This window comes from Streptomyces sp. NPDC046915, from assembly GCF_040644935.1.
In the GTDB taxonomy this organism is placed as follows: Bacteria; Actinomycetota; Actinomycetes; order Streptomycetales; family Streptomycetaceae; genus Streptomyces.
Genome location: NZ_JBEYXB010000006.1, coordinates 206,702 through 220,929 on the forward strand (window position 1 = coordinate 206,702; position 14,228 = coordinate 220,929).

General features: G+C 67.8%; 20 protein-coding genes. 19 read left to right on the forward strand and 1 reads right to left on the reverse strand.

The features are described from left to right. The first annotated feature begins 230 nt into the window (after positions 1–230). From ABZ915_RS17715 to ABZ915_RS17770, 12 genes are all read left to right on the forward strand, one after another. The gene (locus ABZ915_RS17715; RefSeq protein ID WP_361803126.1) at positions 231–635 is read left to right on the forward strand and encodes a hypothetical protein; all 405 of its coding nucleotides are present in this window, start codon (positions 231–233) and stop codon (positions 633–635) included. Further along, entirely contained in the window at positions 635–2,236 is a 1,602-nt protein-coding gene (locus tag ABZ915_RS17720; RefSeq protein WP_361803129.1) for a hypothetical protein, read from the forward strand. Before ABZ915_RS17715 ends, ABZ915_RS17720 begins: the two co-directional genes overlap by 1 nt. 15 nt (positions 2,237–2,251) lie before the next feature. Further along, positions 2,252–3,499, forward strand: coding sequence for a phage portal protein (locus ABZ915_RS17725; RefSeq protein WP_361803131.1), 1,248 nt, complete (start codon positions 2,252–2,254; stop codon positions 3,497–3,499). Beyond that, positions 3,492–4,538: an HK97 family phage prohead protease gene (locus tag ABZ915_RS17730; RefSeq protein WP_361803134.1), complete on the forward strand. Its 1,047-nt coding sequence runs from the start codon at positions 3,492–3,494 to the stop codon at positions 4,536–4,538. The genes ABZ915_RS17725 and ABZ915_RS17730 overlap by 8 nt, the downstream gene beginning before the upstream one ends. 139 nt (positions 4,539–4,677) lie before the next feature. After that, positions 4,678–6,066 carry a phage major capsid protein gene (locus tag ABZ915_RS17735; protein WP_361803137.1) on the forward strand — a complete coding sequence of 463 codons (1,389 nt, stop codon included), beginning with the start codon at positions 4,678–4,680 and terminating at the stop codon, positions 6,064–6,066. A gap of 146 nt (positions 6,067–6,212) precedes the next feature. Beyond that, positions 6,213–6,668 (forward strand): endonuclease VII domain-containing protein, encoded by a 456-nt coding sequence (locus ABZ915_RS17740; RefSeq protein WP_361803140.1) that lies wholly within the window; start codon positions 6,213–6,215, stop codon positions 6,666–6,668. An 11-nt stretch (positions 6,669–6,679) separates the two neighbouring features. Next, on the forward strand, positions 6,680–7,180 hold the full coding sequence (locus ABZ915_RS17745; protein ID WP_361803143.1) for a hypothetical protein: 501 nt from the start codon (positions 6,680–6,682) through the stop codon (positions 7,178–7,180). Further along, the gene (locus tag ABZ915_RS17750; RefSeq protein WP_361803146.1) at positions 7,177–7,863 is read left to right on the forward strand and encodes a hypothetical protein; all 687 of its coding nucleotides are present in this window, start codon (positions 7,177–7,179) and stop codon (positions 7,861–7,863) included. The genes ABZ915_RS17745 and ABZ915_RS17750 overlap by 4 nt, the downstream gene beginning before the upstream one ends. Beyond that, positions 7,860–8,138 (forward strand): hypothetical protein, encoded by a 279-nt coding sequence (locus tag ABZ915_RS17755; RefSeq protein WP_361803149.1) that lies wholly within the window; start codon positions 7,860–7,862, stop codon positions 8,136–8,138. The genes ABZ915_RS17750 and ABZ915_RS17755 overlap by 4 nt, the downstream gene beginning before the upstream one ends. Positions 8,139–8,186: 48 nt before the next feature. Then, positions 8,187–10,325, forward strand: coding sequence for a hypothetical protein (locus ABZ915_RS17760; protein ID WP_361803152.1), 2,139 nt, complete (start codon positions 8,187–8,189; stop codon positions 10,323–10,325). Between the two features lie 12 nt (positions 10,326–10,337). Continuing rightward, positions 10,338–10,880 carry a head-tail connector protein gene (locus ABZ915_RS17765; protein WP_361803155.1) on the forward strand — a complete coding sequence of 181 codons (543 nt, stop codon included), beginning with the start codon at positions 10,338–10,340 and terminating at the stop codon, positions 10,878–10,880. A 1-nt stretch (position 10,881) separates the two neighbouring features. Next, positions 10,882–11,340: a hypothetical protein gene (locus ABZ915_RS17770; protein ID WP_361803157.1), complete on the forward strand. Its 459-nt coding sequence runs from the start codon at positions 10,882–10,884 to the stop codon at positions 11,338–11,340. Here the strand turns inward: ABZ915_RS17770 and ABZ915_RS17775 are convergent. Further along, on the reverse strand, positions 11,337–11,543 hold the full coding sequence (locus tag ABZ915_RS17775; protein ID WP_361803160.1) for a hypothetical protein: 207 nt from the start codon (positions 11,541–11,543) through the stop codon (positions 11,337–11,339). The two genes, ABZ915_RS17770 and ABZ915_RS17775, sit on opposite strands and share 4 nt — an antisense overlap. Before the next feature lie 85 nt (positions 11,544–11,628). Here ABZ915_RS17775 and ABZ915_RS17780 point away from each other — a divergent pair, with 85 nt between their 5' ends. From ABZ915_RS17780 to ABZ915_RS17810, 7 genes are read left to right on the forward strand one after another with little or no spacing between them, the layout of a single operon-like run. Further along, on the forward strand, positions 11,629–11,973 hold the full coding sequence (locus ABZ915_RS17780) for a hypothetical protein (RefSeq protein ID WP_361803163.1): 345 nt from the start codon (positions 11,629–11,631) through the stop codon (positions 11,971–11,973). Further along, positions 11,970–12,287 carry a hypothetical protein gene (locus tag ABZ915_RS17785; protein ID WP_361803166.1) on the forward strand — a complete coding sequence of 106 codons (318 nt, stop codon included), beginning with the start codon at positions 11,970–11,972 and terminating at the stop codon, positions 12,285–12,287. Before ABZ915_RS17780 ends, ABZ915_RS17785 begins: the two co-directional genes overlap by 4 nt. Positions 12,288–12,289: 2 nt before the next feature. Then, complete coding sequence (locus ABZ915_RS17790; RefSeq protein WP_361803169.1) at positions 12,290–12,601, forward strand: hypothetical protein; 312 nt, start codon at positions 12,290–12,292, stop codon at positions 12,599–12,601. 3 nt (positions 12,602–12,604) lie between these two features. Continuing rightward, complete coding sequence (locus ABZ915_RS17795; protein WP_361803172.1) at positions 12,605–13,084, forward strand: hypothetical protein; 480 nt, start codon at positions 12,605–12,607, stop codon at positions 13,082–13,084. After that, complete coding sequence (locus tag ABZ915_RS17800; protein ID WP_361803175.1) at positions 13,081–13,305, forward strand: hypothetical protein; 225 nt, start codon at positions 13,081–13,083, stop codon at positions 13,303–13,305. The genes ABZ915_RS17795 and ABZ915_RS17800 overlap by 4 nt, the downstream gene beginning before the upstream one ends. Then, a complete protein-coding gene (locus tag ABZ915_RS17805) occupies positions 13,302–13,772 on the forward strand; it encodes a hypothetical protein (protein ID WP_361803178.1) in 471 nt (156 codons plus the stop codon). The genes ABZ915_RS17800 and ABZ915_RS17805 overlap by 4 nt, the downstream gene beginning before the upstream one ends. 7 nt (positions 13,773–13,779) lie before the next feature. Beyond that, on the forward strand, positions 13,780–14,220 hold the full coding sequence (locus ABZ915_RS17810) for a phage tail assembly chaperone (RefSeq protein WP_361803181.1): 441 nt from the start codon (positions 13,780–13,782) through the stop codon (positions 14,218–14,220). Positions 14,221–14,228: the final 8 nt, after the last annotated feature.

Below are 14,228 nucleotides of genomic sequence, written 5' to 3' on the forward strand. Positions count from 1 at the left end.
CGTCTTCTGACCCCGCCCCCATGGTCCCCGCAATCTGTACGGGTTTGAGATAGCAGCAGAGAGCCCCAGCCGGCATTTCCCGACTGGGGCTTCGAATTGGTCCTGATCTTGGTGGGATTCGCTGGCATCTCAACCGTCTTCGCGGGAGTTCGCCAACGTTCTGACCCCCAGTTTCCTCTTGCCGGACGTCCCGGTCAAGCGGCGTGCACTCGGATATCAGGGAGGTGCTCATGCCTGGCCCGGCTCCGAAGTTCGATCCCGTTCGGCGCAATTCGCGCGGCGGCCCGCTGCAGTTGCCTGCCGAGGGCCGCAAGGGGGCGCCCCCGGCATGGCCGCTCCCCGGGAAGCCGGCCGCGGCGGAGAGCCGGGCGTGGGCTGAGTTGTGGCGGACGCCGCAGGCGGTGGCGTGGGAGCGGCTCGGCTGGACGCGCACCGTGGGCCGGTACTGCCGCGTGATGGTGGCGGCCGAGCAGAAGGACGCGTCGGCGCAGCTTCTTGCGCAGGCGACGGCCCTCGAGGACCGGCTCGGTCTGACGCCGAAGGCGATGCGCCTGCTGCTGTGGGAGGTTGTCGCCGACGAGGTGGCGGAGCAGCGGCAGGCGACGAACGTCCGCAAGCGCATCAAGGCTGTCTGATGCCGTGGCGGGGCCCGGCCGAGCCGGGCGAGTTCCCCACGCTCGGGTACGAGATCGGCGAGTGGATCGAGTCGCACCTCGTCATCCCGGATGGTTACCGCAAGGGGGAGCCGTACCGGCTGACGGATGAGATGTGGCGGTTCCTGCTGCGCTACTACCGCCTGGTGGAGCATGCGGCGGCGTGGCCGGCGCCGGATGCGTTCGCCTACTACGGCGGCCAGCTGCGGCGCTCGCAGAAGTGGGGGAAGGACCCGTTCGGTGCGGCGATGCTGTGGGCTGAGGCCCTCGGGCCGACGAAGTTCGACGGCTGGGACGCCAACGGCGAGCCGGTTGGCCGCCCGTATCCGACTCCGCTGATCGCCTGCCTGGGCACGTCGGAGGAGCAGACCGACAACACGTGGCGTCCGCTGCTGGCCATGGCCCGCGGCGGCCCGCTCGCGGACATGCCCGGCTTGGACGTCGGGGAGACCCGGGTGACGCTGCCGGGCGGCGGGAAGATCGAGCCGGTGACGTGCTCGGCGCGGGCCCGCCTCGGCGCTCAGCTGACAGCGGTGACGATCACCGAGTCGCACCTGTTCACGCTTCAAGGCGGGTTCCGTAAGGTGGCGGGCGCGGTGAAGCGCAACGTGGCCGGTATGGACGGCCGCTGGCTGGAGCTGACGAACGCCTGGGATCCGACGGAGGCGTCCGAGGCGCAGCTGACCGCGGAGTCGAAGAACCCGCGCGTCTACATCGACACCGTGGAACCTGAGCGCGTCGACGATCTGAGCGACGACGAGGCCCTGTACCGGGAGCTTCTGCGGCAGTACGGGGACTCGGCGCGGGAGCGTGGCGGCTGGGTGAACATCCGCGGCCGGATCATGGACGAGGCCCGGGATGTCGCGCACATGGAGGCGGACCGGCGCCGGTTCTTCCTGAACGAAGTGGTGGTCGGCCAGTCGACGTTCGTGGATCCGACACGCTGGGATCTGTACGCCCGCCCTGACGAGACGCTGGGGCCACGTGACGGGATCGCGCTCGGCTTCGACGGCTCGAAGTACCGGGATGCGACGGCGTTGATCGCTTCGCGTATCAGTGACGGCCGGCTCTTCTGTCTGCGGATCTGGGAGCGGCCGGCGGACGCCAAAGAGGACTGGCGGGTGCCGTCGGCGGAGGTCGACAAGCATCTGACGGAAGTGTTCGGCGCCTATCGGGTGGCGGTGATGTTCGCGGACCCGTGGCGCTGGCAGGACTACCTGGACTCGTGGTCGGCGCGCTGGCCGGACCAGGTGGTGGAGTTCCCGACGAACTCGGAGCAGCGCATGGACCGTGCGATCGAGCGGTTCACGACGGCTTTCGGGAACGGGGAGATCTCCCACGACGGCCATCCGATCTTGACGAAGCACGCGAAGAACGCGGTCATCGTGAAGGGCGCCCGGAAGAAGCCGCGGCCCGGGGAGGAAACGGCCCTGGCAACGCACTATCTGAAGATGGCCAAGCGTGGCGACGGGCAGCTCATCGATGGCGCGGTTGCGGCTGTCCTGGCTCATGAGGCACGGGCCTACGCGATCGAGCACGGCCTGATGCCCGCCGCTTACGACGTACTCGACAGCGTGTTCTAGCGGAGGGGGTCGGCTGTGCGTAACCCGTTCCGACGGATGCTGCGCCGTGGCGGTGACGAGCGGCGGATGCTGGATGCGTCGTCGGTGTCGTGGCCGGCGGATCCGCTGTCCGCTCCGGCGGCCCTGAATGAGGATGGCGCGCTGCGGCTCGGGCCAGTCCTGGCGGCCGGTCGGCTGCTGGCGGCGACCATCTCGGGGATGCCGCTGTGCGTGTACCGGCAGATGGGCGACTCCAAGCAGGAGTTGCCGCTGCCGTCGCTGTTCACGCAGCCGTCAGCACAGGGCACGCTGCACGACTGGGTGTTCCGCGCGGTGACCTCGCTGGCGTACCGCGGGAACGCGATCGGTGTGGTGACGGCCAGGGACTACCTGGAGTACCCGACGGCGATCGAGTGGCTGGATCCGGCGTTCGTGCTGTGCGAGGACCGACTGGCGTCGATGGGGGAGCCCGGCTCTTTCACCAACCCGAAGTTCTCGTACCTGGGGGAGAAGCTGCCGGCTGAGGACGTGGTGCATATCCCGTGGTTCCAGCTGCCGGGCCGGGTGTGGGGGCTGTCGCCGATCGGCGCGTATGCGGTGACGGTGTCGACCGGGCTGTCGGCGCAGCAGTTCTCTGACGACTGGTTCCGGTCGGGCGGGGTTCCGCCGGGCCGGTTCAGGAACACGCAGCAGACGGTGGATCAGAAGGACGCCAATGTCATCAAGCGGCGTCTGGTGCAGGCGATTCGCTCGCATGAGCCCATCGTGTACGGCAAGGACTGGGAGTACGAGCCGACGACGGTCTCCCCGAATGAGGCGCAGTTCGTGCAGACGATGCGGCTGACAGCGTCGACGATCGCATCGATCTACGGGATTCCGCCGGAGATGATCGGTGGCGAGACCGGCGGTTCGATGTCGTACAGCAGCCCGGAGCAGCGGCAGATCGAGCTGGTGCAGTTCTCTCTGCTGCCGTGGCTGGCCCTGTTGGAGTCGCACCTCAGTGCGCTGCTGCCGCGCGGCCAGTACGTGAAGTTCGATCCGGACGTGCTGATCCGCGCTGACCTGCTGACGCGCTTCGAGGTGCACGAGAAGAAGCGGCTCATCGGCTGGGACAACATCGACGGCCTGCGTGCCCTGGAGGACGAGCCGCCGCTGCCGAACGGTGCCGGCCAGGACTACACGCCCCTGCCGATCGCGTCGAACGCGGTGATCTCACCTCCCGCTATCCGCAGCGAAAACCCGGGGCCGTTGCGCCTCATCCGAAAGGACGGCACCAATGGTTGACCGGCATCAGCTGCGCGACGCGCCTGAGCGGCGTGCGATTGCCAGCGGCCAGTTTGAGGTGCGCGCCGTCGGCGGCGACCTGGAACTGACCGGGTACGCGAGCGTGTTCAACAACGCCTACGACGTCCTTGGTGGCCCGCCCTACGGTTGGCGCGAGATCGTCGACCCGCGCGCGTTCGACGTCACCCTGGCGGCCAAGCCCGATCTGCATCTCCTCATCAACCATGAGGGGATGCCTCTCGCGCGCACCAAGAGCGGCACGCTGAAATTGGCGACGGACTCGACAGGGCTTCATGTGGAGGCGGCCCTCGATCCGAGCGACCCGGATGTGCAGCGCCTCATGCCGAAGATGAAGCGCAAGGACATGGACGAGATGTCATTTGCGTTCCGGGTGAAGGCCGACAAGTGGTCGGACGACGACAGTGAGCGCACCCTGACCGAGGTGTCCCTGCATAAGGGCGACGTGTCGGTGGTCAACTTCGGGGCGAACCCGAACACTTCAGCGCAGCTGAACAGCATGCAGCAGGCGCTGGATCTCCTGGTGAACGTCGACCCCGAGCAGGCGATGGCCGAGCTCCGCTCCGGCGACACAAACGCCATCGATCGCCTGGCCGCCGCCCGAGAGAACCTCGCCGCGCTGCAGCGCGGGCTCACACCGCAGTCGAAGCGCACCAGCATGTCACTGGCCGAGGCGCTGGCCGTGCAGGGCGACGAGACCCGCAGCGTGACGCTCTCCGCGACGATCCCGGCCCACTCGACGCCGGTCACCGACGCGCCTATGGACCGGCGAGCGGCCCTGAACGCCGCCCCCGGCGACCAGGTGGTGCTGCGCTACATGCACGCCTGGGTCGACCCGGCCGGCAAGCCCGACGACAAGGGCGCCTACTGGGGCGCCCACCACGAGGGCCGCGTCGGCGCACCCGCCCACATCGCGGCGGTGCGCTACCACCTGTCGATGCTGCCACACTCGCCGATCCCCGAGGACCAGCGGGCCGCCGTCGAGCGGCACCTGCGCCGTCACCTCGACGAAGCCGAGTAGCACTCGGCCCCACCCACTTACCGCGCTCTGGCACTGAGAGCGGCGCTGTCGCATGCCTGGCACTGGCCTGACGACCGCATTCACCGGCCCGGCACGGGTCGACGTCATGCCCATTTGCCTACGAAAGGCAGGCTCGCTCATGAATGAGCGACTTCAGCGGCTCATCGCTCGACGTGAGCAGGCCGCCAAGGACCGCGAGACTCTCATCGCGAAGCGGAAGGCCATCACCGACCTCGCCGAGGAGGAGGCCCGCGACGACCTCCTCCCGGAGGAGGACGCCGAGTTCCGCGAGCTGACCGCGCAGGTCAAGGTCAAGGACGACGAACTGACGTCGTTCGACGAGCGGATCAACGAGCTGTCGGAGGAGGCGGAGCGGTCCCGCACCGTCACCGCCGGTGCAGCGGCGGTGAAGCGGGCCGCGGCCCGCGTGGAGTCCGTCACCGAGGCCCGCACCTACGAGCGCGGCAACGGCCGCTCGTACCTGCAGGACCTGGCCCGGGTGCAGCTCAACATGGACGACGGCAGCGCCCGCGAGCGGCTGCAGCGGCACGCCCAGGACGTCGCCACCGGCCCCGAGTACCGCGACCTCAACCGCACCGACGGCAACGGTGGCTACTTCGTCCCGCCGCTGTGGCTCATGTCGCAGTACGTGGAGCTGGCCCGCGCTGGCCGCGCCTACGCGAACGTCGTCAACATGCAGCCCCTGCCGCCCGGCACCGACAGCATCAACATCCCGAAGGTGGCCTCCGGGACCGCGACCGCGGCGCAGACCGCGGACAACGCGGCCGTGCAGGAGACGGACGCGACGGACACGTTCATCAACGCCCCGGTGCGCACGATCGCCGGTCAGCAGGACGTGGCCATCCAGCTCCTCGACCAGTCCCCGGTGTCGTTCGACGAGGTCATCTTCCGTGACCTGGTCGCCGACTACGCCACCAAGACGGACCTCCAGGTCATCTCCGGTTCCGGCTCGGCCGGTCAGGTCACCGGTGTCCGCAACACCTCGGGCATCACCACGGTGACGTACACGGATGCGACGCCGACCGTGGCGAAGCTCTACAGCAAGATCGCCGACGCGGTGCAGCGGGTCCACACCCTGCGCTTCATGGCGCCGACGGTAATCGTCATGCACCCGCGCCGGTGGGCGTACCTGCTGGCCGCGTCCGACTCCAACGGGCGTCCGCTGGTCGTGCCGAACTCCGGCAACCCGCAGAACGCGGTCGCCACGCTCGGCACCGTCGGTTCGCAGCAGGTCGTCGGCTCGATGCACGGCCTGCCCGTGGTCACCGACCCGAGCATGCCGACGAACCTGGGTGCGTCCACCACCGAGGACGTCATCCACGTGCTGCGGGCCAGCGACATCCTGCTGTACGAGTCGGGCATCCGCTCCCGGGTGCTGCCGGAGGTCGGCTCCGGCAACCTCACTGTGCGGCTCCAGGTCTATGGCTACCTGGCCTTTACCGCGGCGCGCTACCCGGCGAGTGTCGTGGAAATTGGCGGCACGGGCTTGATCGCCCCGGCGTTCTAGCCCATCTTCTGATTCTTTCTCCCATTTTCCGATACGCTTGGGAGATGGGAGAAAATCAGAGATGTGGCCGCTGTAAGAAGGGGCTTCCACTTGAGTCGTTCTCGCCCTCCTACCGAGGCAAGAATGGAACATGGTGCAAGCCGTGCATGGCGCAGTACGCCCGGGAGCACCGCAACCCGGGCGTGCGGTGGCAGAAGGTAGAGCACGCGCCGCGCACCTGCACATACTGCGGTGAGCAGTACGTCCCGAAGTCCCTGAAGGCAACAGCCGCCTACTGTTCGCGCGCCTGCAAGGACAAGGAGCGCAGTGCCTCGGGGCGTGCCCGCGCGGAACACCTGTGGAAGAAGTACGGCATCACTCCCGAGGAGTACGACCAACTGTTGGCCGCGCAGGGCGGCGGTTGTGCGCTCTGCGGCGTGAAGCCGGAAGAGCTGACGACCGGTAAGTACCGCACGTACCTCCACGTCGATCATTGCCACGACAGCGGACGTGTGCGTGGCCTTCTGTGTCCCGATCACAATCTGCTCCTTGGTCGCTTCGGTGACTCGCCGGAGATGTTCCGTCGCGTGCTGAACTACCTGGAGGCCGCAGCCTCCGACTGACAGGGGGCTGCATGCAGGACGAGAAACAGTTCACCCCGCATGCCGAGCTTGGCTGGCTCTCCTGGGACGAGTGGTCGCCGGAACAGGACTTCTGTCGCTTCGTCGGTCTCCTGCAGCGGATGCTGCAGCCGGTGCAGGTTCTGGAGACCGGGGTCGGTATCGGCCGCGTCACTGGTCACCTGGACCTCTCGGCCTGCACCTACCTGGGCTTTGAGTCTGACCCCGAGTGGCGGCAACCGCCGGCCGATCCGGAACAGGCCACACCGACACCGGAGCAGATGGCGGTCGCCCAGCTGGTGATCCTCGACAGTGATCCGGTGTTCCGTCTCGCGGAGATCAAGCTGTGGGCGGACGTCGGGGCCCGCGGGTCGGTGTGCGTGGTGCACGACGCCGGCAACGGGCACGCCGAGGGCACGGTCCATGACGCCATCGGTACGGCCTGCGTTGCGACTGGACAGCCCGGCATCTTCTTGAGGAATCCGCGGGGCGGCTGGCTGGGGGTGCACACATGAGGATCATTGGTCTGCTGTCGTGGTACGAGGAGCCCGCCTCCTGGCTGGCTGAGTGCGTGGCGTCCGTGGCCCGGCTCTGCGACCACCTGATCGCGGTCGATGGTCCTTACGCCCGCTTCCCGGGCGCGGTGCGCAAGCCGGCGAGTGGGATCGAGCAGGCGGAGACGATCGCGCACACAGCGTCCGGTGCAGGGATGGGCTGCACGGTTCATACGCCCCGTCAGCCGTGGTGGGGCAACGAGGTCGAGAAGCGTGACTTCATGTTCCGGCTGGGGTCGACGATGGCGGAGCCGGGGGACTGGTTCCTGCGGATCGACGCCGACGAAATCCTCACGCAGGTCCCGGCCGACACCCGCACTCTGCTCGCGGCGACGCAGCAGGACGTCGCCGAGGTGACGATGTGGGAGCGCGACGACCTCGATTCGCAGTTCCCGATCCGCGTGCTGTTCCGGGCCCTGCCGGGGATCGGCGTGCAGCAGGCCCACTACGTCGTGACCGCCCCGGGCGAGGGCGGTACGCGGGTGCTGTGCGGCAACGACACCAAGCATCGGGCGGAGCCGGCGGAGGCCCTGTGGGATGTCCGCCTGGAGCATCGCACCCGTCAACGGTCGCCTCTGCGGAGGCGGCTGAAGCAGGACTACTACGCACTGCTGCCAGAGATCGAGCAGGTGAGGGAGCTATGAGCAGCGTCGACGACCGGTACAAGGCGGCCCTGATCGAGGAGCACGACTCCTATGTGCGATCGGGGCGCACGCAGGACGCGAAGGAAGTGGCCCGCATCCTGAAGGCGCAGTACGACCATGACGTCGCCAAGAAGGACGACGGTGGCGGCGAGGACAAGCCGAAGCTGGCGACCACGCTCCCCGAGAACACGGCGGCGGAGAAGCCGGCCGAGGACACGGCCGAGCCGAAGTCGCGGCGCACCCCGAGGGCGAAGCCGCAGGGCGACACCAAGTAGCAGTCGACGTCGGCTGATCGGAGGTGTGCTGTGGCGCTGCCTGCTGGAGTGGAAAAGGTCACCGTCTCCTCTGGTCAGCCGATGACGCTTCCTGATGGGACGGCTATCCAGGGCAAGCTGTATTTCAGCGGCCCGGACGTGGTCACCATCGCTGGTCAGGATGTGCTGCTCGGCGGCGAGGTGCCGCCGGTCGAGTTGGTCGGCGGGGCGTTCTCCGTGGACCTTGTGGCGACGGACGCGACGGGTATGTCTCCGTCGGGGTGGACGTATACGGTGCGGGCGGTTTTGACGAACGCTCCTTCGTGGACGCGGTACATCAGCCTGCCGAAGGCCAGCCTCAGTGTGAAGCTCGCCGACGTGGTGGTGCCGGATCCGGTGGCGGGCAACTATTCGACTCTGATCGACGCATCGACCATTGCGGGCGCCTACTTGGCGAAGTCCCAGAACTTGGGCGACGTTCCAGATAAGGCTGCTGGTCGTTCGAACCTTGGGCTTGGGGGCGCGGCCGTCCTGTCGGTGGGCACAACGGCGGGCACGGTGGCGGCGGGGGACGATGCGCGGTTCTCGTCGTCGAAACCGTGGGTGTTCGACGTCACCGCCAGCGTCTACGGTGCGGCGGGGGATGCGCAGGTCGTCACGGATGGTGCGATGGCGTCTGGGTCGGCGGTGCTGACCAGTTCGACCGCGAACTGGCCGACCTCGGTTGTCGGCAAGGCGATCTCGGTGAAGAACGCCGGCCCAACCGGGGTCACCACGCTGGTCACCACTGTTGCCAGCCGTCAGAGCGCCACGCAGATTACCCTCACCGCAGCGAACGCCTCCGGCGGCGCCGTCTCCGGCGCGGTAGTCATCTGGGGGACCGACGACACCTCGGCGATCCAGGCCGCCGTGGACGCGGCGGAGGCCTACCTGGCGGCCGGGCACACCTACGCGCAGGTGTACGTGCCCCCGCGGCCGTACATCGTCGCCGGGGCGCTGAACACCAGCAAGAGCGGAAACGGGCAGATCGTCTTCGGCCCCTACGCGGTCGCCGGTAACAAGAAGATTCTGGAGTTCCGCGGCGAGACCGACGGCGCCGCGGCGGTCCGGCATTGGCAGCAGACTGCGCCGCAGTTCTCCGGGTCCTGCCTGATCAGCTTTGGGGTGTACTCCTCGTCGAGCGCGCAGACCACCGACATCAACGCGCACGGCAACCCGGCCGTGATCTGCGGCCCGAACGAAGCCTCAGGGTACGGCGGAAACTCGGGCGGCGCGGTCTTCTCCAACATGCAGGCGGTGATCAAGGATCTGGCGATCCTGACCACGCACTCCGCCTACGGCCTCACCTACGGCGCTGCGAACCTGTGGGGTGTCGCCAACGCCCACGTCGAGAACGTGGGCTACGGCACCGCGGGCGTCGTGCCCGGCAACGATTACTCCTCGCCCGGCACCTTCGGTGTCGGCCTGTCCGTCGGGCTGCTGCTGCCAGCGCCGGGCAACAACGACCACGTCATCGCCCGCAACATCTCTTGCGGTGGTGGCTACACCTACGCCTGTTTCGTGACCGAGCACACGATGGCAGACCGCTACATGGCGCTGTACTGCTGGGCCGGGTTGGTCGTCGTCGGCTCTTACGCGGGGTCGGTGGGCTCGGTCCACTCGATGCACGTCATCAGCGCGTCCATCGAGGCGTGCACGCACGAGCTGTACATCATGGGTGTCGGCTCCCAGGGCGTAGGCCCGACGATCTATGCCAACATCAGCACCGAGTCGGGCACGCCGAACATTGCGGGCAGTTCCAGCAGCGCGGTGAACGGCGCGCTCGGCCGGATCGTCCTCACTGGTCTGTTCACCGAGGGCGGCGTCAGCACGCAGTATCCAACCGGGATCGAGCTGGTCGATGGCCAGGTTCCCAGGGCGATCAAGCGGAAGACGGGCGCGTTCACGTGCAGCCCGATTGACCGGGTACTGGTCTGCGACACGGCATCGGCCGGGTTCACGGGGACGCTGCCAGCCGCGGACTTCTGCCCCGTCGAGTACGTCCTCAAGAACGTGGGCGCGAACGCGCTGACGGTGGCGACGACGAGCAGCCAGCTGATCTACACCAGCAGTGGCACGGGGTCCGCCACGGCCACGGTTACCACTGGGCAGACGCTGCGCGTGCAGGCGCTCTACAACGGCACCTCCTGGGGTTGGTATGCGGTCTGAGAGGGGGATGTCGTGGCGATCGTGACGCTGGCTGCGGCAAAGGCTCAGCTGAACATCAGCGCCTCGGACACGGCGGCGGACGTGGAACTGCAGACCTACATCGATGCGGCCACCGCAGCCGTTGAGGAGCAGTTGGGCCAGGTTGTCGAGCAGCGGACGGTCGTCGACCAGCTGGACTTCGCGGGCAGTGCTCGGTCGTTCCTGCTGCGGTCTGTGCCGGCGGTTTCACTGACGTCGCTGACGTCGCTGGACGGTTTGCAGAGCTGGGACGTCGGTTCGATGCATGTGGACGGCGAGTCGGGGCTGGTGACGCTCCTGTCGGGCTCCTCGGTCACGGGCTCGGTGCTGGCTGCCTATCAGGCCGGCATGGCGGCGGTTCCGGCGAACTACCGGCTTGCAGGGTTGATCATCATTCAGCATCTGTGGGAAACGCAGCGGGGCACCATGGGCGTGCAGCTTGGCGGCGACGCGGACAACTATGTGGCTGGCCGCGGCTTCGCGATCCCGCGGCGCGCCATAGAACTTCTCGGTCCGCAGCTTCCGGGGGTGGCCTGAGATGGCATGGGCCTCTAAGCTCCCGGACGCCCTGGACGCTCTGGTCACCGTCTTCACGACGGCCGAAGGCCTCGCGGGCGTGACCGTCCGCGACGGCGCATCCGTCTCCCAGGCCCGCATCAACGAGATCATCTCCGTCGGCTACACCGGCAACGAGGACGACAGCGCGGCGGAGGCCACGCTCCTCACCGAAGGCCTCGGCGGAAGCCCGGACCGGGAACAGATCACGATCCGCTGCGCGGCCGCCGTCCTCATCGGGAAAGCAGACCTGTCGCAAGCGCGGCAGCGCGTCTACGAACTGTTCCAGGCAGCCGCTCAGGCGATCGCCGCAGACAGGACGCTTCGCGGAACGGTGATGCGGGCCATGGTCGGATCCCACTCGCTGACGCAGGACCAGATGGACCAGGGCGCCCAGGCCGTCATCGTCTTCACCGTCGAGTGCGACGCCTACACCCGCTAGACCTCGAGCCACTTGGCGATGTAGCCCTCACGCCCCTGCGGCGTGCCCCATACCCAGTAGTCACCGAGGACCTGCGATTCGCCGTCGATACCAGCTGCTCGACCCTTGTCGACCAGCTCGCACAGGTCGGCGAACGTCACGCCGCTCTTTTTGGACTTCTCCTCGGCGCGGAACCGCGGCGTCTGGACGTCACGTACTGCCATTGATCAATTCCCCCCATATTCCCGGGCATTGCGTGCCGGATCGTCCCACTGCCCGACCGTCGGGTCAACACGAACAGGAGACGCGATGACCGCGCTCGTAACCCAAGTCGTGCCCAATGTGGGCGCGGATATCTTCGCTGGACTTGTCGCATCGACAGCCAGTGACACTGCGGCGACCGGCGCCGGGACGTTCCTCGTCGTCAGGAACAAAAGTGGGGCGGCGGTCACCGTCACGGTCACGACGCCCGGTCAGGTCGACGGCCGTCTTGCTATCGCGGACAGTGTCTCGCCGAACGTCGTCGCGACAGACGGTGTGGGCATCATCCCGCTGCCCACAGCGTTGTATGCCGACCCGACCACCGGTCTCGCGACGATCGCCGTTTCGGCTCCCGGAGCGACCGTGCTTGTCGGAGTGGTGAGGGTCCCGTGAGCGTGGTCGTCCACCAGCGGAGTGGTGGAGGTGTCGCCAACGCCAGCGGCGTCGCATACGTCGGCAGCGACGGATACGCGGACGCGGTCAGCGCCTATGCCTGGGCAACGATCGCACCGACTGGTCCGTGCGATGCCTGCACTTCCGTCAGCGACGGAGACACCACGTCTCCTGACGCTGCCGTGACCACTCTCCCGCTGATCGGGAGCAGGGCAGAAGTCGCAGACGGCCTCGTCTACTTCGGCTTCTTCTTCGCCGCACCGCCCGGCGTTCACATCTGCACGCACATTTCGATCGTCCGAACAGGGAGCTGATCGTGAGCACCGTCATTCTGCGGCACCCGACGCTGCCCCCCGACCAGGAGATCGCGGTCCTTCGGGACGCTTTGCCGCACTACAGCGCGGCGGGCTGGCAGCAGGTCCCCGCCGAGGAGCTGGAGCACCGGGCCGAGCTGAAGGCGCAGGCGGAAGCCGAGGCGCGAGCCGCCGAAGAGGGAGCCGAGCCGGAGACCGCGGCGGCCGAAGTCGCCGCCACAGACGAGCCGGGATCCGAGCCGGCGGAATCCACCACCAGGCCGGCGCGGTCGCGCACCAAGGCGGCCACCAAGAAGGACGCAGAGGAGAGCTGATCCATGGTCGCCACGCCGATCGCCGCCACCAGCCGGTACATCCCGCCGGGCACGACCCGCTACTACTGGGTCCCGACGATCTCGAACTACAACTCGCCGACCCGGTCCGAGCTGAACGCCGGCTCGGACCTCACGGCGGAGATCTCCGCCGTGTCGGGCTTCGCCACGAACTCGGATCAGCAGGACACCCCCGACCTCGGATCCCGCTTCGTGTCGAAGATCCCGGGCCGGATCACCGCGGACGACTCGTCGATCACGATGTACCTGTCGTCGACGTCGTCGGACGTGCGGACCCTGCTACCGCGCGACACCGCAGGCTTCGTCGTCATCTTCCCGGAGGGCGACGTCACCGGCCAGAAGATGGACGTCTTCCCCGTCAAGGTCACCGGCCAGCCCAAGTCCCGTGACGTCGAGAACCCGTCGACGATCACGATCCAGTTTTCCGTCACGAAGATCCCGGCTGAGAACGTCACCATCCCGTGAGCTTGCCGCACGTGCCGGAGTCGGTGTCGCGGTACAGGGTCAAGGTCTTGTGCGAGGAACTGGAGCTCGATGCGCGGCTGGTCGAAGCGCTGGAGTTCCGCAGCTATGGCCTGTACGTCACGTTCCATGCCACCAACAGCGAGGGGCGAAAGCTCGCCGATGGGGGCGACGTCGCACGGCACCGCATCTTCATCCCGTACACGGAGGAGGGCGTGCTGTGAGCATCCGCCTGCAAGGCGGGGAGGATCTGCGGCGGATCAGCCGCGAACTGCGGCGCATGGACAACCCGGAGATCAAGCGACGCTTCCGGAAAGAGCTGCGCGCCGCGGCCCGGCCTCTCGTGCCGAAGGTTCGGCAGGCGATCCGGCAGGTCCCCTCCAACCGCGGCTACAGTCCCGACGGCCTGCGCGGCGCCCTGTCGAAGGCGACGCGGCTCGAGGTGAAGACCGCTGGACGTCAGGCGGGCGTCGCCATCCGGGTGGACGGGCGGAAGATGCCCAGCCACATGCGCTCCCTGCCGTCCATGGTCGAGGGCAAGAAGCGTTGGCGGCACCCCGTGTTCGGCCACGACGTGTGGGTCACCCAGACCTCGCACCCCTACTTCTACGACGCTCTCCGCACGGCCGGCCCGGCTTCGCGTCGGGCTGTCAGTCGCGTGCTGGACGGCATCACCAGAGACCTTTCCTAGGAGCACCATGGCACTCAACCGCGACGCCATCCTCGGCGCCGTCGACGTCCAGACCGAGAAGGTCGACGTTCCGGAGTGGGGCGGCGACGTCATCATCCGCGGCCTGACCGGCGACGAACTCGACGCCTTCCAGGGCTCGGTCAGGCAGTTCCGGCCCACCTTCGACGGCAAGGGAATGGAAGCCGTGCTCGTCCAGGAGGGCATGCGGGCCAAGCTCTTGGTGAAGTGCCTTGTCGACGAGGCCGGCGATCGGCTGTTCACCGACCAGGACGCGTCCGCGCTCGGCGCGAAGAGCGGCACCGTCATCGACCGCCTGTACGACGTAGCGGCCCGCCTGTCCGGCCTGTCCGAGGAGGAGAAGGAGGCGCTGGAGGGAAACTCCGAGCCGCCGACGGACAACGGCGGTTCTGGTTCTTCCTCGCCCAACGAGTCTTCCACTGCTCAGTAGCGGAGATG

Coding starts and splice junctions, on each gene's coding strand:
- ABZ915_RS17745 (WP_361803143.1), top strand. CDS start 6,680: ATGCAGGACGAGAAACAGTTCACCCCGCATGCCGAGCTTGGCTGGCTC.
- ABZ915_RS17720 (WP_361803129.1), top strand. CDS start 635: ATGCCGTGGCGGGGCCCGGCCGAGCCGGGCGAGTTCCCCACGCTCGGG.
- ABZ915_RS17740 (WP_361803140.1), top strand. CDS start 6,213: ATGGCGCAGTACGCCCGGGAGCACCGCAACCCGGGCGTGCGGTGGCAG.
- ABZ915_RS17715 (WP_361803126.1), top strand. CDS start 231: ATGCCTGGCCCGGCTCCGAAGTTCGATCCCGTTCGGCGCAATTCGCGC.
- ABZ915_RS17775 (WP_361803160.1), bottom strand. CDS start 11,543: ATGGCAGTACGTGACGTCCAGACGCCGCGGTTCCGCGCCGAGGAGAAG.
- ABZ915_RS17730 (WP_361803134.1), top strand. CDS start 3,492: ATGGTTGACCGGCATCAGCTGCGCGACGCGCCTGAGCGGCGTGCGATT.
- ABZ915_RS17750 (WP_361803146.1), top strand. CDS start 7,177: ATGAGGATCATTGGTCTGCTGTCGTGGTACGAGGAGCCCGCCTCCTGG.
- ABZ915_RS17770 (WP_361803157.1), top strand. CDS start 10,882: ATGGCATGGGCCTCTAAGCTCCCGGACGCCCTGGACGCTCTGGTCACC.
- ABZ915_RS17755 (WP_361803149.1), top strand. CDS start 7,860: ATGAGCAGCGTCGACGACCGGTACAAGGCGGCCCTGATCGAGGAGCAC.
- ABZ915_RS17810 (WP_361803181.1), top strand. CDS start 13,780: ATGGCACTCAACCGCGACGCCATCCTCGGCGCCGTCGACGTCCAGACC.
- ABZ915_RS17735 (WP_361803137.1), top strand. CDS start 4,678: ATGAATGAGCGACTTCAGCGGCTCATCGCTCGACGTGAGCAGGCCGCC.
- ABZ915_RS17795 (WP_361803172.1), top strand. CDS start 12,605: ATGGTCGCCACGCCGATCGCCGCCACCAGCCGGTACATCCCGCCGGGC.
- ABZ915_RS17780 (WP_361803163.1), top strand. CDS start 11,629: ATGACCGCGCTCGTAACCCAAGTCGTGCCCAATGTGGGCGCGGATATC.